The sequence below is a fragment of the Mogibacterium kristiansenii genome (genome assembly GCF_009695905.1).
GTDB lineage: Bacteria > Bacillota > Clostridia > Peptostreptococcales > Anaerovoracaceae > Mogibacterium_A > Mogibacterium_A kristiansenii.
Map to the genome: position 1 here is coordinate 1 of NZ_VUNA01000020.1, position 16,035 is coordinate 16,035.

Consider the following 16,035-nt stretch of genomic DNA (forward strand, 5'->3'; position numbering starts at 1 on the left):
CTTGTCCGGCTGCGGAAATGCAGCTGCGGAAGCCATTGACTGTCTGGAATTGGACCACGTGGTGGGTTCTATTGCCGGCGATAATACCATGCTGATAATCGTGGACAAAGAAGAGAATGTCGCCGAGATTATCAGCCTGTTCGAAAACATGATTTCCAAGAGGGATAGAAATGATTAATCGAATTATCATCGATAATTTTGCAACCATAGAACACCTTTCCTTCGATTTAACGGAAGGGCTGAACATTATCACCGGTGAAACCGGTGCCGGCAAATCCGTACTGGTGGAAGCCATCAGTACTGCTTTGGGTGGCCGGGCGGACATTTCCATGGTTCGAACCGGAACTGCCAAGGCCCGCATTCAGATTGCCGGAACTTTAGAGGGGGAAGACGTCATCATCGTCCGAGAATTGATGGCCTCCGGAAAGAGTATCTCCAAACTCAACGGAGAAATGGTGACCCTGGCCCAGCTTCGGAAATTCTGCAGCACCTTTGTGGATATCCACGGCCAATACGACAACCAGGTGATTCTGGACCCACAGAACCATCTGGAGATTACGGACCGCTACCGCCACAAGGAACTTTCCGGCGAACTGGATACACTGCACGACCTCTACCAACAGTATTCAGAACGGAAGAAATCCTACAACTCCCTTCGCTCCGAAGAGGCGGAAGCACTTCGGCAGCAGGACTTCTACCGATTTGAATCGGACTACATCCGGAACCTGAATCTTTACGACGGCGAGGATGATGAGCTCAAGGAACAACTGGAGCTCATGAAGAACAGTGAAAAAATATATTCCGCGGTGAACGGAGCGTACGACAACCTCTATGAAAAGGACGAGTCCGTGCTTTCCGGTCTTCGAAAAGCCATCGACGGACTGCAGACCATCGCCTCACTCAGCGAAGATTTTGAGAGTTTCGCCCAGACTCTGGACGAGAACTACTACAGCATCGTGGACATCTCCGATGCCCTTCGGGACATGCGATCTTCCCTGAACTACTCCGATGCGGACATCGACCGGGCTTCGGAACGCCTCAGCATCATCGAAGATGCCAAGCGAAAATACCGCATGAGCATCCCGGAAATCATCGCATACGGCGAAGAGCTTGCGGGAAAACTAAATATCATCGACAATTTCGATGCCGAGATTGAGCAGCGGCGGAAGGATATGGATGAAGCCTATGCCCGGCTGGAAAAACAAGCCGACCGAGTCAGCGATCTCCGAAAGAAAAACGGGGAACAGCTCACCCAAGCGTTGACACGAGAACTGAAGGATTTGGCTTTCGCCAATTCCGAATTTGCCATTCACACCACGCGCCTTCCGGAAATCGGTCCAAACGGCTACGATGCCATGGAGTACATGATTTCCACCAACCCGGGAGAGCCTCTGCGGCCTCTTTCCCGCATCGCTTCCGGCGGTGAAATTTCCCGAATCATGTTGGCTTTCAAGCACATCATCGGCGACAACGATTCGGTGGAAACCATGATTTTCGATGAAATCGACACGGGAATCAGCGGAAAAACCGCCCTGGTGGTGGGCAAAAAAATGCGGGAGATTTCGGAGCATCACCAGATTCTCTGCATCACCCACCTGCCTCAGATTGCGGCCTACGGAAATTCCAACTTCCGGATTCAGAAGAGCCTTTCGGAGAATTCCACCCACACGGATATCCTCCGGTTGGATGAGGACGGCAAAATCCACATGCTGGCGGGCATGATCAGCGGAGATCCGGACAGCGCCAGCGCACTGGATGCCGCACGGGAACTGAACGCCTCTGCCGCAGTAAAATAAAAGTGAAGAGCCCTGTTTTGAGGCTCTTCACTTTTTTTTAGATGCATCACCCGTAACGGATTGTGTTTGGTTGTCGCATCTTCGTCCGATCTTCTAGTTATCCGCATCAGTATCTTTTTTGTTTTTATCATTATCCGTATTGTGTTTTTGTTTTCTAAATTGACTTAAGTACAAATCAATTTCCGGTATTTTCCGAAGAAAGCGGTACAATAAGTAAAACATGCCTGCGTAAATGAAGATGTTTATTACCAGAATCGCAAGTTGAAGTAATGTGTTCATATTCTTCACCTCTTTATTTTAGAACAGTTTTACGTGTAATCTCCATCCCTGTTCTTACATTATAAAGGATTTACGCTCTTGTGTATATTAAATTATTATTTTTATATTCCTGTTTTTTTGAATTAAATTTAACTTGTTTTCTGTTCCACCCCTACACATGCAGAATAAACGCTTCCAGGGCGGCCCGGTCGCTCAGATTTCCCCGCTTGATGTCCCGATCCGCGTTGTACAGCTGAATCAGCAAATCGCGAATTCTGTTTTTGCGGAATTTCTTCGCGGCGCCGTAGGCCTTCTTGAACCGGTATTCGTTGACGCCGATTTCCTTTGCCATCCGCTTTAGGTCCACCCCCTTCTCGATGGCCAGATGGGCATCGTACATCATCTCGAACTGACTGATGAGAAGGCCGATGACCTGAAATGAGGCTTTGGGGTCCTCATACAGGATGTGCTCCGTCAGGGTGATGGCCGTCTTCCGATTGCCGCTCATCAGGGCATCGATTAGGTGGAACACGAATTTGTCCGCATCTCCCGCCATCAGATCCTCGATTTCCTCGTTGGTAATCTGCTCTCCCTCCGTGGAATAGAGGATTTTGTGGAGATCGTTCTCCAAGTCGTCCAGGCGATAGACGCTCTCTTCGTTATAATAACCGGACAGGTCAATCAGGTAGTTCAGTTGGTTCCGGGTCATCTGTTTTCCCGCCGCCTTGACCCGCTTGCCGATAAACCCTTCCAGCTCCGCCCGGCTCAGAGTATTCATCTCGTATCCGGAAGATTTCTGCAGGAGCTTCTTTCCGTAGGCCGTCAGACCGCAGTTTCGAGGGCTGGAATCTTTGTAGTACTGCGCATCCACCGTCATAATAATCATGGAAGCGTACTCACTGTGATCCGCCCCGGCTGCGTACTCCAGCAGCCGGGCGCCGGGTCCTTCCCGGAATTCCTTCAGCTCTTCCTTCCCCTTCTTCTGGAAAAGCCACGGATAATTTCGAACGATCAGCACCCGGTGGCCGGGGAACATGGATGGGGTCCGGGCCATGCCGATGACTTCGTCGATATCCGCCTGGGCACCGTCGAATTCGTGAACGTTCTGCGCCTGGAACTCCTTCCCGCCGTACTTTTTCTTCAGCTGGTTCACCGCCCAGTGCACCAGGAAGTTTTCCTTTCCCGTGAGCATCACCACGTTGTTGAACATGCTGCTCCGCAAATCTTTTCGAAACTCTTTATATGACATCTAATTCATCATCCTATCTACTATAATCTTATTCCGTCGCACCCGCAGCCCGATGGCCCCGTGCCGGTCATTTCGGTACACCGGAATATTCCGCCGCTTCAGCTTCTCCAGCGTCTCCTGGTGAGGATGCCCGTAACGGTTCTTTTTCCCCACCTGAATCACCGCCGCCTTCGGGCGCACCGCATCCAGAAATGCCTCGCTGCTGCTGCTGTGACTTCCGTGGTGGGCCACCTTCAACACATCGCATCGAAGCTCCTGCGTACCTGCGTAGTATTTTACCATATCCGCCTCGCCTTCCTCAAGGAGGTCGCCGGTCACCAGGATGCGGATGCCCCGGTAATCGATTCGATAGACCCCGTTCAGGAGATTTTCGTCGCTGCTTTCCGCCTCCGTCACCCCGCCCGGCAGCTCTTCGGATTCCGGCCACAGGACTTTCACGGACATTTCATCGGAGATTCGAATCACCTCTCCCCGCCGCAGCAGCCGCGCCCCCTTGGGCGTCTCCGGAAGTCCCCGGTACACGCCCGGCAGCGCAAATGCTTTTACCGGCAAAACCTCCGATAACTCCTGCACCCCGCGATAATGGTCCATATGAAGGTGCGTGCAAATGGACAGATCCAGCGTCCGCGCCCCGTTTTTCAGCAAATAGGGCTGCAGCGTACCCGTGCCCACGTTCCGCTTGGAATCGCCGCCCCCGTCGATGAGTACGTTCTTGCCGCCGCTTCGCAGATGAATGGCATCTCCCTGCCCCACGTCGATAAAAACAACCTCGGCCCCGGCCAGAGGATTCCGAAATCCCAAAACCAGCAGCAGAGCGGGAATCGTCAGGATTAAAAAGAGACGCCGAAGATTCGTTCCATCCCGGCGAAGAACCATCACCCGAAACAGTTCGGAACTCAGGAACAGGAGTATCAGATAGAACAGGATGAGCTCCGCCGTCCCCGCGGAGGTGAAGCTCCCGCTGAGACTTCCGTTCATGTGGAGCATCCGATTCAGTCCCACCAGCAGTTCGGTGAGCCGGCTTATGCTTTCTGCCGGAATGCCGCCGGATGAAATCAGGCCGCTGAACAGAAACAGGATGACCCCGCAGGGAACCAGCACCGATGCCAGGAAAATAATGGGCAGGTTGATCAGTACCGTCAGCGGATTGAACCGATTGAAGGCGTATATCTGAAAGGGAATCATCATCATCTGGAGCGACATCAGAGAGGCAAGCCCCTCGCCCAGAAAATGGCTCAGCGGCCGGGTGAGGAAGGCCATTCCCAGAATCGCCAGGTAGGACATGATGAAACCGGTCTGAAACAGCTGATACGGCTGCACCATCAGCACACCAAAAGCTGCTGCGGCGGTGCCCGTGGTGAGGTCGAAGGCGCGATTGAGATACATCCCGCTCATGGAGAGGATGGCAATCAGCACCGCCCGCAGGGTAGACGGGCTCCACTCCGTGAGCTCGCCGTAGAGAATCAGCACCAGAAAAATCCCCATCGTAATCTTCCAATACTTCCGCTTCCGAGCCAGGGCGTTTAAGAGCGCAATTAAGAACCCCACGTGCAGTCCGCTGACCGCCAGGATGTGGGCAGTTCCGTTTTCCGTGAATTCCCGATAGGTTTCTTCCTCCAGTTCCCCTCGGTCGCCGAAGAGAATGCCCTTCAGAAAACCCCGCACCGTCGGCCGATGGCGAAATTTATCCAGAAAATCGTTTCTCCGCTGCTGCAGCTTCCGGTGGAAAACATCCGTCGGACGGCGGAATATGCTGCGTGTTCGGATTCCTTGCGCGTTTACGGTGTACACAATCCCCTTCCCCTTTAAATGCAGGCGGTAGTTAAAGCATCCCGGATTTCGGGCCTCTTCCGGAAGGGACAGTTCCCCGGACACCCGAGCAACGGTTCCCACGGAAAGGGGGCTTCGATTCTCCGAATAGTCTCGGCACAGAATCCGGCGGCGGCCGGAAGGAAGATGGGCGGTGCCCTCATAGGCGATGTACTTTTCCTGCTCCCGGACGTGGAGGATTTTCATTTCTTTGAAGGCGATTTGGTCCCGCTTCAGCAGGGTCTCGTCGGTGTAATAGCGGTTGTAGTTCAGTGCGAAATTGAAAAATCCCACCATCAGAAAAAGAAGCATGACGCGAAGCTGTTTTCGCGTCATGCCATACTCTTTACCCATCTGTTCCGAAATTGCGGCGAAGCTCCCGGCAATCCCGGCAAGCAGGAGGATTCCTTCCACCGGCCGGTGCCGCTCCAGACATATGTACCCTGCGGTAATTCCTGCAATCAGCATTCCCGTGTATATCATCAATTTTCTGCGATCCATGGGAACATTATACTGCAGGAACTTTTCCCCTTCAGTACACGTTTACTTTCATCGGGAATCTTTTAAACCCGCTTTGGAGTCAATCGACTCGCCTTACTCTTCATCGGCCCCGCTGTTTTCGAAATCGTGAATGTTGTACAAGTTGATATGCAGCTTGCCCTTTTTCAGGCTGTAGGTGATTCCGTCGCCGTTTGCATGCTGGTAGCAAGTCCGGCCGTCACTCATTTTCTGCTTTTTCAAACCGGCCTTCTTTACCGCGGCCAAGTATTTTTTTACCTGATCCTTGCTCACCTTCTTGTAGTAGATGTGAACATCCGGATCCTCGCCCCAATGTTCGGTATCGTAACGGAGTTTGCCGAACTTTGCGCCAAAGTCCGGAACCTTCGTTCCTTGATACTTGGACGGAACCGTTACCTTACAATGCATCTTCACGCCGTTTCTCACAGCGGTGATGGTGCACTTGCCCGCTTTTCGAGCAGTAATCTTGCCCTTGGAATTCACCGTCGCCACCTTCTTGTTGGAAGTGGTCCACTTAATTTTTCCGGAGCCGCCGGTAACTCTCTGCTGATAATATGCCGTATTATGAATGGTCGTTTTCTTGCTTCTGAGCTTCGGATTCCGTACGTATACGGTGCACACATACTTCTTCCCCTTGTGAACCGCGGTTACTTTGCACTTTCCGGCTTTCTTTCCTTTAATCTTTCCCTTGGAAGATACCGTTGCAATCTTCTTGGAAGAAGTCTTCCATTTCACCTTCGATGTCGCCCCCAGCAGTTTGTTGGTCTGGGAACTCTGCTTCCACAGCGTCACCTTTGTGTACTTGAGGTGCGGAACAACCGTTACCTTACAGGTAATTACCTTTCCGTTCGGGAATGTTGCCTTAATAGTGCACTTACCGGCCTTCAGGGCGGTCACTTTGCCATCCTGATCCACCGTTGCCACCTTCTTATTGGTGGTTTCCCAATACACGTCGATGAAGGATCCTGCCGGATTTTCATTGATTACCGACAGCTGCATTTTCTCGCCGGCCTTTATCTTCGCCGACGTCTTGCTCATGTCTCCGGAATCGGCGTATACATCCTCCTCACCATCCGGCTCTTCCGAATCGATCAAATTATCCGGATCGGTTGAATTCGGCGTACCCATTTCGGTTTGCGGAGTCCCGTTCGGGGGTTCGCTTCCATTTCCGGTATCACCGAATGCCACCATCGGAAGCATCGAGAAAAATACCGCTCCTGCCACAAGAATGGCAAAAAATTTCTTCTTCATGACAAACCTCCTTTCTGTTCATCATCGGGCTTGCTCTCCGACTCTGAATCCGTCGGCGCCCTATTGCGCAGTGCTTCGTACTGTCATTTTAAACTATTTGGTTATTTTTAACAGCACTCGAAAGAGTACATTTAACAAATCCGAAGATTCCGTTTAGACTTTTAAAATCACTATTGTGTCGTTTGAGTTTACGTTATAAAATTCCATTATAGATAAAAAAAAGAAAGGGTGGTCCTTCATGAGTACGAATTCAAGCAGCACCCATCTGATGACGGAAGGAAATATTCTCAAGGAAATTCTTCTGTTTTCCGTCCCATTGATTCTGGGAAACCTGCTGCAGCAATTTTACAATACCTTTGACTCCATCATCGTGGGAAAATTCGTCGGCGCCAATGCACTGGCAGCCGTGGGATCCAGCGGTTCCCTGATTTTTCTGATCATCTCCTTCGCCCAGGGTGCCGCCGTGGGTGCCGGGGTTATCGTCTCTCAATACCTGGGGGGACAGAATCGAAACGGTGTTCAGAAAGCGGTTCATACATCCATCGCCATCGCCCTTTTTCTGGGCGTTGTCATGAGTATCCTGGGGGTTCTGGTCAGCCGGCCGCTGCTCCTCTGGATGGATACGCCGAAAGAGGTCTTGCCGGAATCCATCGTCTATCTGAAAATTTATTTTGCGGGAACGATTTTTACCGTGCTGTATAACATGGTTTCCGGCATACTGAATGCTGTGGGAAACTCCAAGCGTTCGCTGATCTATCTGGCCATCGCTTCCATCACCAATATCGTCTTGGATATTGTCCTGGTAGCCCTCCTGCGGATGGGCATTGCCGGTGCGGCCATCGCTACGGTATTCAGCCAGTTCATTTCCTGTGTGTTCTCCATGCACTTCCTGCTGAAGACAAATGAATCCTATCAGGTTTCCCTGAAGAAAATCCGCTTCCACAAGATGGTGTGCATTCGGATTATCAAGGTGGGCCTTCCGGCAGGAATCCAGAACACGGTCATCGCCATCTCCAACGTGCTGGTACAGGCCAGCGTCAACGGCTTCGGGGCGACGTCGATGGCCGGCTTCGGGGCTTACCTGAAGGTCGATGGATTCAACATCCTTCCGGTGATGAGCATCAGCATGGCGGTTACCACCTTCACCGGACAGAATTTCGGCGCCGGAAAGCTGGACCGGGTGAAGAAGGGGATGAACAAGACCCTGTGGATCGGCATCATCTACACCATCGTCACCGGGGCTCTGATTCTGCTTTTCGCCGACCCGATTATGCGCCTGTTCACCGACGATCCGGGGGTTGTGGCCTACGGGAAGCAAGCCATGCACTACTTCTGTCCGTTCTACTGGCTGCTGAGCATCCTTCACGGACTGGCGGGAACCATCCGAGGAACGGGAAAGAGCATTCCGCCGATGGCAGTGCTGCTGATTTCCCTCTGCCTCTTCCGGATTTTCTGGATTCAGCTGATTCTGCCTCACTACACCACAATTGACGGTATCTTCGTGCTGTACCCGATCTCCTGGGCCGTGGGTGTCGTGCTGATGATTCTCTACACCATATTTGGACACTGGCTCTATCCGGTGAACCACAAGAACAAATTTCATCAAGAATAACAAAGGATTGCGACAATACAACGCGTCATACGAAAAAATGCGGCCCCATCCGGAGCCGCATTTTCGTATGCTCATTATTCTATTCGGTCACCGCTTCATCTTCTATCGGAACCACCGTCACACCCGGCATTTCCATTTCCTTCGGATTGATATCCGAAAGCGCGTATGCAACGTTGTACGCATGGTCGCCGCAGCGTTCCAAATCCGTTACCAGATTGGTGAAGATGACTCCTGCCAACGGATCGCAAGTATTTCCCATCAGACGAACGATATGGTGATCCACCAATTCCTTCTCCTGACGGTCCAGTCGGTTCTCCAGCTTCTCAATCCGCTGCAACGGAATGGTCTCTCCGGATTCAAATACATCTACCGCCAACTCCACGATTTCTACCGCATCTCTGGCCATCATGTACAGTTCATCCCGGGCATCCGGCGACATAAGGCTGTGCTTTGCCAGCATCTGCTCCGCATACTCCACGATGTTCACCGCATGATCCGACAGACGCTCGAAATCCGTTATGGTAATGGAGAACTCGGACATATGCTTTAAGCCTTCCGAACCGAAGGCGAAATCTCGAAGATCCGCCATTCCCTCATCGATCAAATCGTTGAGAATATCCACGCTGTCTTCCCGAATCCGAATCCGTTCCGCCTTGGACGTATCGTAGTCGAAGAAGCATTCCACCGATTCACGCAGGTTCTTTGCCGCAATGCGTCCCATTCTGGCAATTTCCAACTGGGTCTGACGAAGGGCGATACTGGTTGGCATCTTCTTCACATTGATCATGTACTGCAGCGAACGATCCATCATCCGTTCGTTCTCTTCCGGCAGTACCGGGATAAGACGTTCTACTATTTTTACCAGATACTTCATGAACGGCAGCTCGATGAATACCGCGATAATGGCGAACATCGTGTGGGTATTCGCAATCTGTCTTCCGATGTCGTTCGGGGACAGAGATTGGATTGCGGTGAGAATCTGTGGGAAGATTGCAATCAGAATCATCAGCACCACGGCACGAATCAGGTTAAATACCAGGTTCAGGATGGCCGAACGCTTTCCGTTCCGGTTCACCGTCAGGGACGCAATCAGGTTCGGTGTCACGGAACCGATGGCCGCACCGATTACCAGGTACACCGCCGTATGATAGCTCAACAGTCCCTGTACCGCAAAGGTCTGGAAGATAACCGTCGAGGAGGAGGAACTCTGCAGCAGCGCCGTGAAGGCCACGCCAAAGAGCACCGCCAGGAACGGATTATCCAGTCCGGAAATCACTCGGATAAAGGCTTCGCTCTGGGACAGAGGGGCAATCGCCGTCTTCATGATGGTAATGCCCACGAAGAGCATTCCAAAGCCCATGATTACCTCGCCCACATATTTTACCGTGTTGTTCTTAATAAAGAGGAATGCCACCACACCGAGGAACATAATCACCGGTGCGTAAGCCGCCAGATTGAAGGCCGTAATCTGTGCCGTCACCGTGGTACCGATGTTGGCACCCATGATAACGCCCAGCGCCTGGAACAAGGTCATCATTCCCGAGTTAACAAAACCGATTACCATGATGTCCGTCGCCGAAGAACTCTGCACCAGAATGGTCATCACCATTCCCACGAACACCGCGGTTATCTTATTGGACGTCGCTTTCTCCAGAATCGCTTGAAGATTGTCTCCGGCTGCATCCTTCAGTCCCGCCGACATGACGGTCATACCGTAAAGGAACAGCCCCACACCTCCAAGCAGCGAAAACGCATCAAGTAAGGTCATAATACATCTCCTAATCGTAAATCACTTAATTTTACATACGTGGTTATTGTATCATTTTTGGGGCTGTTGCACACTACTTTTGTCGCGGTAAAAATAATTTATTTTACAAACTTTTTATAGTTCCAAGATGTCCGGCGAATCCGACGCTGTGGTAACATTCAAATTTACGGTTTCATCATCTTTAATGTCCTGCGGCTTCGCCGGCTCGGTCTCGCAGAAAATTCGCGGCATGGTGAGCACCGCCTTGAACAGGTCGCCGTCGATTTCCACATGGAAATCGCCCTTCATCAGTTCCGCCAGATCTCCCGCGATGGAAAGGCCCAGTCCGCTCCCCTCCGTGTTTCGCGAATCGTCTCCGCGAACCGATCGTTCCATCAGATCCGATGCGGTGATGTTCAGCGGTGCCGCCGAGATATTTTTCACCGTCAACGTCACTCGGCTGCCTTCCGGCACCAGATCCACGTACACCCGGCTTCCTGCCATGGCGTACTTCTTCACGTTGCCCAGGAGGTTTTCCATAATCCGGAACATCAGCTTCCCGTCGGCATACACCATCGTGGATTCCTCGGTCCCGTGGAATACCGGCGTCAAGTTATTTTTCTCGAAGTCATCGGAGAATTCTCCCAGCGCCTGTTCTGTCAGGGTCTTCATATCCACGTTCATCCATTCCACCGAGATGTCGCCGCTACTGGCTTTGGCCGCATCGAAAAGGCTGTTCACCAGATGATTCAGCCGTTTGGATTTGGATTCCAGCACCTCCAGGTATTCCGCCGTCTCTGCGCTGCCCGGTTCTGCCTTCTTCAGCAAGTCCACATAGGTGATGATGGATGTGAGAGGGGTCCGAAGGTCGTGGGATACGTTGGTAATCAGTTCCGTCTTCATTCTCCGGCTTCGCATTTCCGATTCCAGTGCTTTCTCTTTCGCCTCGGAGATGGCGTTTACCTCCTGCGCCAGCCGCTCGAATTCGCCGTTTCCTTCCAGGTGAATTCGGTAAGAGAAGTCTCCCGCTGCCGCTGCGTGGATGCCCTTCTTCACCTCATCGTACTTTCGGTAATATTTCGGGAAGAAAAAAATCACCAGCAGAAGCGCCACCACCAATCCCAGCGGCGTGCAGGAAAGGAAAATCAGCAGAATCAAAGCAATGAGCAGCTTTCGGTAGAAGTTCTCGCTGCGCTCCGTCAGCGTCACCAGCCTCGGGTACAGCCGTCCCAGGATGGACCCGGAAAACAAGGTTTTGTTCTTCAGATTTCGAACCAAAGCGAGAAGGCTGGCCATTCCGATGCCCGTTACCAGAACCGTGGCCAAAATCATCAACGCCACGATTGCCCCGGCGGAAATCCAGGCGGCATCTCCCAGGAGATCCATATGGTATCCTTCCAGAATCATGCAGGCATTCAGGGTTTTGGCACCGTCCCCGGCAAAGATCTTCATGGGAAGTTCCCAATTGAAGTACGCCGAATACATTCCGATGGAAATCGAAATGTACGAAACCGCACAGAAAATGCAGATGCAGATGTGCAGCTCCGGCAGCCGCCGGTCAAACCAGTTCCGATGGATGGATCCGTCCGCTTCCCGGCGCCCACATCCTGCAACGGCCATTCCGATGCTGATTGCCAGCAAAACGGCCGCAAATATGACGATGGTCCACAGCACCATTTCCTTCGACGCAAAATCGCTTTTGCTGAATTTCATCTTTCCTTGCAAATCCCGAATTCTCACCAAGATCGGGGTCATGGGCACCGTTACCATCAGGACGGTGGACCACAGAAAGCAGCCCACCAATCCCACGTAAAAAATCATTTTTTTCTTATTCTCGTCCATCTGTTCCTCCTAGTACTTTTCAATCTTGTATCCGGTTCCCCAGACCACTTTCAGATAGCGAGGCTCCTTGGGATTGATTTCGATTTTCTCCCGAATGTGCCGAATATGAACCGCCACCGTGTTCTCCGGATTAAAAGCCGGCTCTTCCCACACCGCATCGTAAATCTGGTAGATCGTATAGACCCGGCCGGCGTTCGCCGTAAGCAGTGCCAGAATCCGATACTCCGTCGGCGTCAGCCGCACTTCCGTCCCGTCCACCGTCACTTCCTTGGTGTCATCGTTGAGAATCAGTCCGCCGCTTTGGAAAGTTTTTTCATTCCGCGGCTGATTCATGCTCCCCAAAGTGGTATACCGGCGAAGTTGGGACTTCACCCGTGCAATCAGCTCCATGGGATTGAACGGCTTCGTCACGTAATCATCCGCTCCGGCTCCCAGACCGCCGATTTTGTCATAATCCTCCGATTTCGCCGAAAGCATGATAATCGGAATGTTCTTTTCCTCTCGAATCCGAACCGTGGCCTGCATCCCATCCATCCGCGGCATCATGATGTCCATGATAATCAGATGAATCTCTTCCTTTCGCAGGATGTCCAGTGCCTCAATGCCGTCATAGGCCTCCAGCACCCGATATCCCTCATTTTTCAAATAGATGCCGATGGCACGCACAATTTCCTTATCGTCGTCACACACCAAAATGTTCATATCCGCTCCTCTCTTTCTTGAATCCATTATATTTACGGCATCTTAAGATTTTCCGATGTATTTTCTTAATTTTTTCTTAATTTTCACTGCTCCATATTTTATCACTTTTCTCTGTATTATTGATATGGATTGAGCTATAATAATAGCCATAAAAAGAGCGAGGGGAACGCCGGACGTTTCCGACTCGCCGTAATGTTGTTTTTTCGGAAAGGAGATTCCTATGAATAAATCAATTGACGTAATCGGTGTTCAGATGGATTTTGGTGCTTCCAAGAGAGGCGTTGCCATGGGTCCGGCCGCCATTCGCTATGCCGGACTTCTGGATGATCTGAAAGGTATGGGCTTCGACGTTCACGACAAGGGAGACATCCTCCCGCTCCTTCGGGGCAAAACCTCGGAGACCATGCGAAATTACGAGCAGGTCATCGACGTGAATCGCAAGCTGTACGATAAGGTGACCACGTCTCTGTCCCGAGGTCGTTTCCCGCTGGTGCTGGGAGGTGACCACAGCATCGCCGCCGGCAGTATCTCTGCGGTCAGCAAAGCATATCAGGATAAGGGCGGCATCGGTGTCATTTGGATTGACGCTCACGGAGACTGGAACAATGAGGAAACCACCAGCACCGGAAACATGCACGGCATGCCGTTCTCCGCAGTGTGCGGATACGGTCCGGACTGCATGGTGAATTACGGACAGGATCCGGCATATATTAAGGTAAAGAATTGCGTTCAGATTGCCGGAAGGGATATCGACCCGAAGGAAGCGGAACGGATGAAGGAGGCCGGAATCACCGTGTTCCCGATTAACATGATTGACGAACTGGGAATGCCAACGGTCATTCGCAAAGCCATCGAGATTGCCTCCGACGAAACCTCCGGTATCCACCTGAGCTTTGATATCGATGCGGTGACCCCGGAGGTGGCACCGGGCACCGGCACGATGGTTCACAGCGGCCTCACCGCCCGGGAATCCTTTATCGCCGTTGAGCTTCTGGCACAGTCCCACAAACTGCTGTCCATGGACATGGTGGAAGTGAATCCGATTCTGGATGAGCGGAACAAGACCGGCATCCTGGCATCCAAACTGATTCAGTCCGCACTGGGGGATATTGTATATTAAGATTTTTAAAGAGTAAAAGAGCTGCACGAAGGCCCTCCGCCGGTCTTCGTGCAGCTCTTTTCATTTCTATAATTTCAAATGGAGAGAATTGACGACGAAGCCCCGGTGAGGAGCGCTTCGTCGTCAATTTCTTCTGCTTTCCCGGAAAGCACCTAAATTAGAGCTTCGCAGTAAAGTTAAATTGCTTTCCGGCGGCAACGACGTGGTGCCCCGTGACGAAAGATCAAGGATTTGACGAGTGTGGGGCACCACGTCCATCCCTCCGAAGCACCGGCCGGCTCCAATGACGTGGTGCCCCACAACGAAGAATCAAAGCTTTGACAGGTGTGAGGCACCACGTCCATCCCTCCGAAGCACCGGTCGGCTCCAACGACGTGGTGCCTCGCAACGAAAGATCAAGGCTTTGACAGGTGTGCGGCACCACGTCCATCCCTCCGAAGCATCGGCCGGCACCAGCGACGTGGTGCCCCGCAACGAAGAATCAAAGCTTTGACAGGTGTGCGGCACCACGTCCATCCCTCCGAAGCACCGGTCGGCTCCAACGACGTGGTGCCTCGCAACGAAAGATCGAGGCTTTGACAGGTGTGCGGCACCACGTCCATCCCTCCGAAGCACCGGTCTGCACCAGCGACGTGGTGCCCCGCAACGAAAGATCAAGGATTTGACGAGTGTGAGGCACCACGTTATTGCGCTCCGGCGCAAAAAAATGAAGAACCAAAAAAGACCTGCGGCAACTTCTCTGTGGTCGCAGGTCTTTCACTTTTCAATCTCTACGCATTCTGCAGCGCCTGTTCCAGATCGGCAATGATATCCTTTGCACTCTCGATACCGATGGAGAGACGAATCAGGCCCGGAGATACTCCTGCTTCCGCCAGCTGCTCGTCGTTCATCTGACGGTGGGTGTGGCTGGCCGGATGGAGAACCATGGTTCGGGTCGCTGCTACGTGGGTGGCAATCTGCGCCAGCTTCAGGCTGTCCATAAAGCGCACCGCCGCTTCTCTTCCGCCCTTCAGTTCGAAGGAAATGACGCCGCAGGTCTTTCCGTCTCTCATGTACTTCTGCGCCAGTTCATAGTACTTGTCGCCCGGCAGTCCGGCATAGCTTACGTGCGAAACCTTCTCATGGGCATCCAGATACTCTGCGATTTCCTGAGCATTTTCGCAGTGACGTTCCATCCGAAGCGGAAGCGTCTCCAGACCCAGGTTCAGCAGGAAGCAGTTGTTCGGCGACGGAATGGATCCCAGATCCCGCATCAGCTGGGAAGTTGCTTTGGTGACGTACGCCTTCTTTCCGAACTGCTTTGTGTACACGATGCCGTGATAGGATTCATCCGGCTCCGTCAGTCCGTGATACTTGTGGCCGTACTTCTCCCAATCGAAGTTTCCGCTGTCCACGATTGCGCCGCCTACCTGTACCGCATGGCCGTCCATGTATTTGGTGGTGGAATGGGTCACGATATCCGCACCCCATTCAATCGGTCTGCAGTTCACCGGTGTCGGGAATGTATTGTCCACAATCAGCGGAACGCCGTGGTCGTGTGCCACCTTGGCGAATTTCTCAATGTCCAAAATGACCAGTGCCGGGTTCGCAATGGTCTCTGCCAGAACCGCCTTGGTGTTCGGACGGAATGCCGCCGCAAGCTCTTCTTCCGATGCATCGGTATCCACGAAGGTGCAGTCGATGCCCAGCTTCTTAAAGGTAACGCCCAGCAGGTTGAAAGTTCCGCCGTAGATGGTGGACGCCGCCACAACGTGGTCTCCCGCCTCGCAGATGTTAAAAACAGCGTAGAAGTTGGCCGCCTGTCCCGAGGACGTCAAAAGAGCCGCCACGCCGCCTTCCAAGTCGGCAATTTTTGCTGCCACCGCATCGTTGGTCGGGTTCTGAAGCCTCGTGTAAAAATAGCCTTCTGCCTTCAGGTCGAACAGGTCGCCCATCTCCGCCGTGGTGTCGTATTTAAACGTCGTGCTCTGATAAATCGGCAGAGCGCAAGGCTCTCCCTTCGATGGAGTGTATCCGGAGTGGATGCACTTCGTAGATAAATCGTAATTGCTCATAATTATGTACCTCTCAAAATCTCAGATGTTGTAATTATACTCTAGGGCGAAAAGCAATTCAATCAAGGACGCATTT

General features: G+C 52.2%; 11 protein-coding genes. 4 read left to right on the top strand and 7 right to left on the bottom strand.

Features of this window, described 5'->3' with window-relative positions; translation table 11 throughout:
- Window position 1: 1 nt before the first annotated feature.
- Together FYJ65_RS09975 and recN are read left to right on the top strand one after the other, a co-directional pair.
- Window positions 2–178, top strand: coding sequence for an arginine repressor (locus tag FYJ65_RS09975; RefSeq protein WP_334296006.1), 177 nt, complete (start codon window positions 2–4; stop codon window positions 176–178).
- Window positions 171–1,796, top strand: a complete 1,626-nt coding sequence (gene recN / locus FYJ65_RS08385) for a DNA repair protein RecN (protein WP_154554877.1) — start codon at window positions 171–173, stop codon at window positions 1,794–1,796. Before FYJ65_RS09975 ends, recN begins: the two co-directional genes overlap by 8 nt.
- 430 nt (window positions 1,797–2,226) lie before the next feature.
- Here recN and holA read toward each other — a convergent pair whose 3' ends face one another.
- The 3 genes from holA to FYJ65_RS08400 form a co-directional block, all read right to left on the bottom strand.
- The gene (holA, locus tag FYJ65_RS08390) at window positions 2,227–3,303 is read right to left on the bottom strand and encodes a DNA polymerase III subunit delta (protein ID WP_154554878.1); all 1,077 of its coding nucleotides are present in this window, start codon (window positions 3,301–3,303) and stop codon (window positions 2,227–2,229) included.
- On the bottom strand, window positions 3,304–5,613 hold the full coding sequence (locus tag FYJ65_RS08395; RefSeq protein ID WP_154554879.1) for a DNA internalization-related competence protein ComEC/Rec2: 2,310 nt from the start codon (window positions 5,611–5,613) through the stop codon (window positions 3,304–3,306).
- A gap of 93 nt (window positions 5,614–5,706) precedes the next feature.
- Window positions 5,707–6,882 (bottom strand): Ig-like domain-containing protein, encoded by a 1,176-nt coding sequence (locus FYJ65_RS08400; protein ID WP_154554880.1) that lies wholly within the window; start codon window positions 6,880–6,882, stop codon window positions 5,707–5,709.
- Between the two features lie 238 nt (window positions 6,883–7,120).
- On the opposite strand from FYJ65_RS08400, the gene FYJ65_RS08405 reads away from it, so the two are divergent.
- Window positions 7,121–8,494, top strand: coding sequence for an MATE family efflux transporter (locus tag FYJ65_RS08405; protein ID WP_154554881.1), 1,374 nt, complete (start codon window positions 7,121–7,123; stop codon window positions 8,492–8,494).
- A gap of 79 nt (window positions 8,495–8,573) precedes the next feature.
- Here the strand turns inward: FYJ65_RS08405 and FYJ65_RS08410 are convergent, their stop codons facing one another.
- From FYJ65_RS08410 to FYJ65_RS08420, 3 genes are all read right to left on the bottom strand, one after another.
- Window positions 8,574–10,262: a Na/Pi cotransporter family protein gene (locus FYJ65_RS08410; protein WP_154554882.1), complete on the bottom strand. Its 1,689-nt coding sequence runs from the start codon at window positions 10,260–10,262 to the stop codon at window positions 8,574–8,576.
- Between the two features lie 114 nt (window positions 10,263–10,376).
- Complete coding sequence (locus FYJ65_RS08415) at window positions 10,377–12,083, bottom strand: HAMP domain-containing sensor histidine kinase (RefSeq protein WP_154554883.1); 1,707 nt, start codon at window positions 12,081–12,083, stop codon at window positions 10,377–10,379.
- A 9-nt stretch (window positions 12,084–12,092) separates the two neighbouring features.
- A complete protein-coding gene (locus FYJ65_RS08420; RefSeq protein ID WP_154554891.1) occupies window positions 12,093–12,785 on the bottom strand; it encodes a response regulator transcription factor in 693 nt (230 codons plus the stop codon).
- 220 nt (window positions 12,786–13,005) lie between these two features.
- Between FYJ65_RS08420 and rocF the strand changes: the two genes are divergently transcribed.
- On the top strand, window positions 13,006–13,905 hold the full coding sequence (gene rocF / locus FYJ65_RS08425; protein WP_154554884.1) for an arginase: 900 nt from the start codon (window positions 13,006–13,008) through the stop codon (window positions 13,903–13,905).
- Window positions 13,906–14,675: 770 nt separating this feature from the next.
- On the opposite strand, the gene FYJ65_RS08430 is transcribed toward rocF, so the two are convergent.
- Window positions 14,676–15,959: an O-acetylhomoserine aminocarboxypropyltransferase/cysteine synthase family protein gene (locus FYJ65_RS08430; RefSeq protein ID WP_154554885.1), complete on the bottom strand. Its 1,284-nt coding sequence runs from the start codon at window positions 15,957–15,959 to the stop codon at window positions 14,676–14,678.
- Between the last annotated feature and the right edge of the window lie 76 nt (window positions 15,960–16,035).

Excerpts from the sequence above, each read along its gene's own strand:
- recN (WP_154554877.1), top strand. The coding sequence starts at position 171 with ATGATTAATCGAATTATCATCGATAATTTTGCAACCATAGAACACCTT.
- holA (WP_154554878.1), bottom strand. The coding sequence starts at position 3,303 with ATGTCATATAAAGAGTTTCGAAAAGATTTGCGGAGCAGCATGTTCAAC.
- FYJ65_RS08395 (WP_154554879.1), bottom strand. The coding sequence starts at position 5,613 with ATGGATCGCAGAAAATTGATGATATACACGGGAATGCTGATTGCAGGA.
- FYJ65_RS08400 (WP_154554880.1), bottom strand. The coding sequence starts at position 6,882 with ATGAAGAAGAAATTTTTTGCCATTCTTGTGGCAGGAGCGGTATTTTTC.
- FYJ65_RS08405 (WP_154554881.1), top strand. The coding sequence starts at position 7,121 with ATGAGTACGAATTCAAGCAGCACCCATCTGATGACGGAAGGAAATATT.
- FYJ65_RS08410 (WP_154554882.1), bottom strand. The coding sequence starts at position 10,262 with ATGACCTTACTTGATGCGTTTTCGCTGCTTGGAGGTGTGGGGCTGTTC.
- FYJ65_RS08415 (WP_154554883.1), bottom strand. The coding sequence starts at position 12,083 with ATGGACGAGAATAAGAAAAAAATGATTTTTTACGTGGGATTGGTGGGC.
- FYJ65_RS08420 (WP_154554891.1), bottom strand. The coding sequence starts at position 12,785 with ATGAACATTTTGGTGTGTGACGACGATAAGGAAATTGTGCGTGCCATC.
- rocF (WP_154554884.1), top strand. The coding sequence starts at position 13,006 with ATGAATAAATCAATTGACGTAATCGGTGTTCAGATGGATTTTGGTGCT.
- FYJ65_RS08430 (WP_154554885.1), bottom strand. The coding sequence starts at position 15,959 with ATGAGCAATTACGATTTATCTACGAAGTGCATCCACTCCGGATACACT.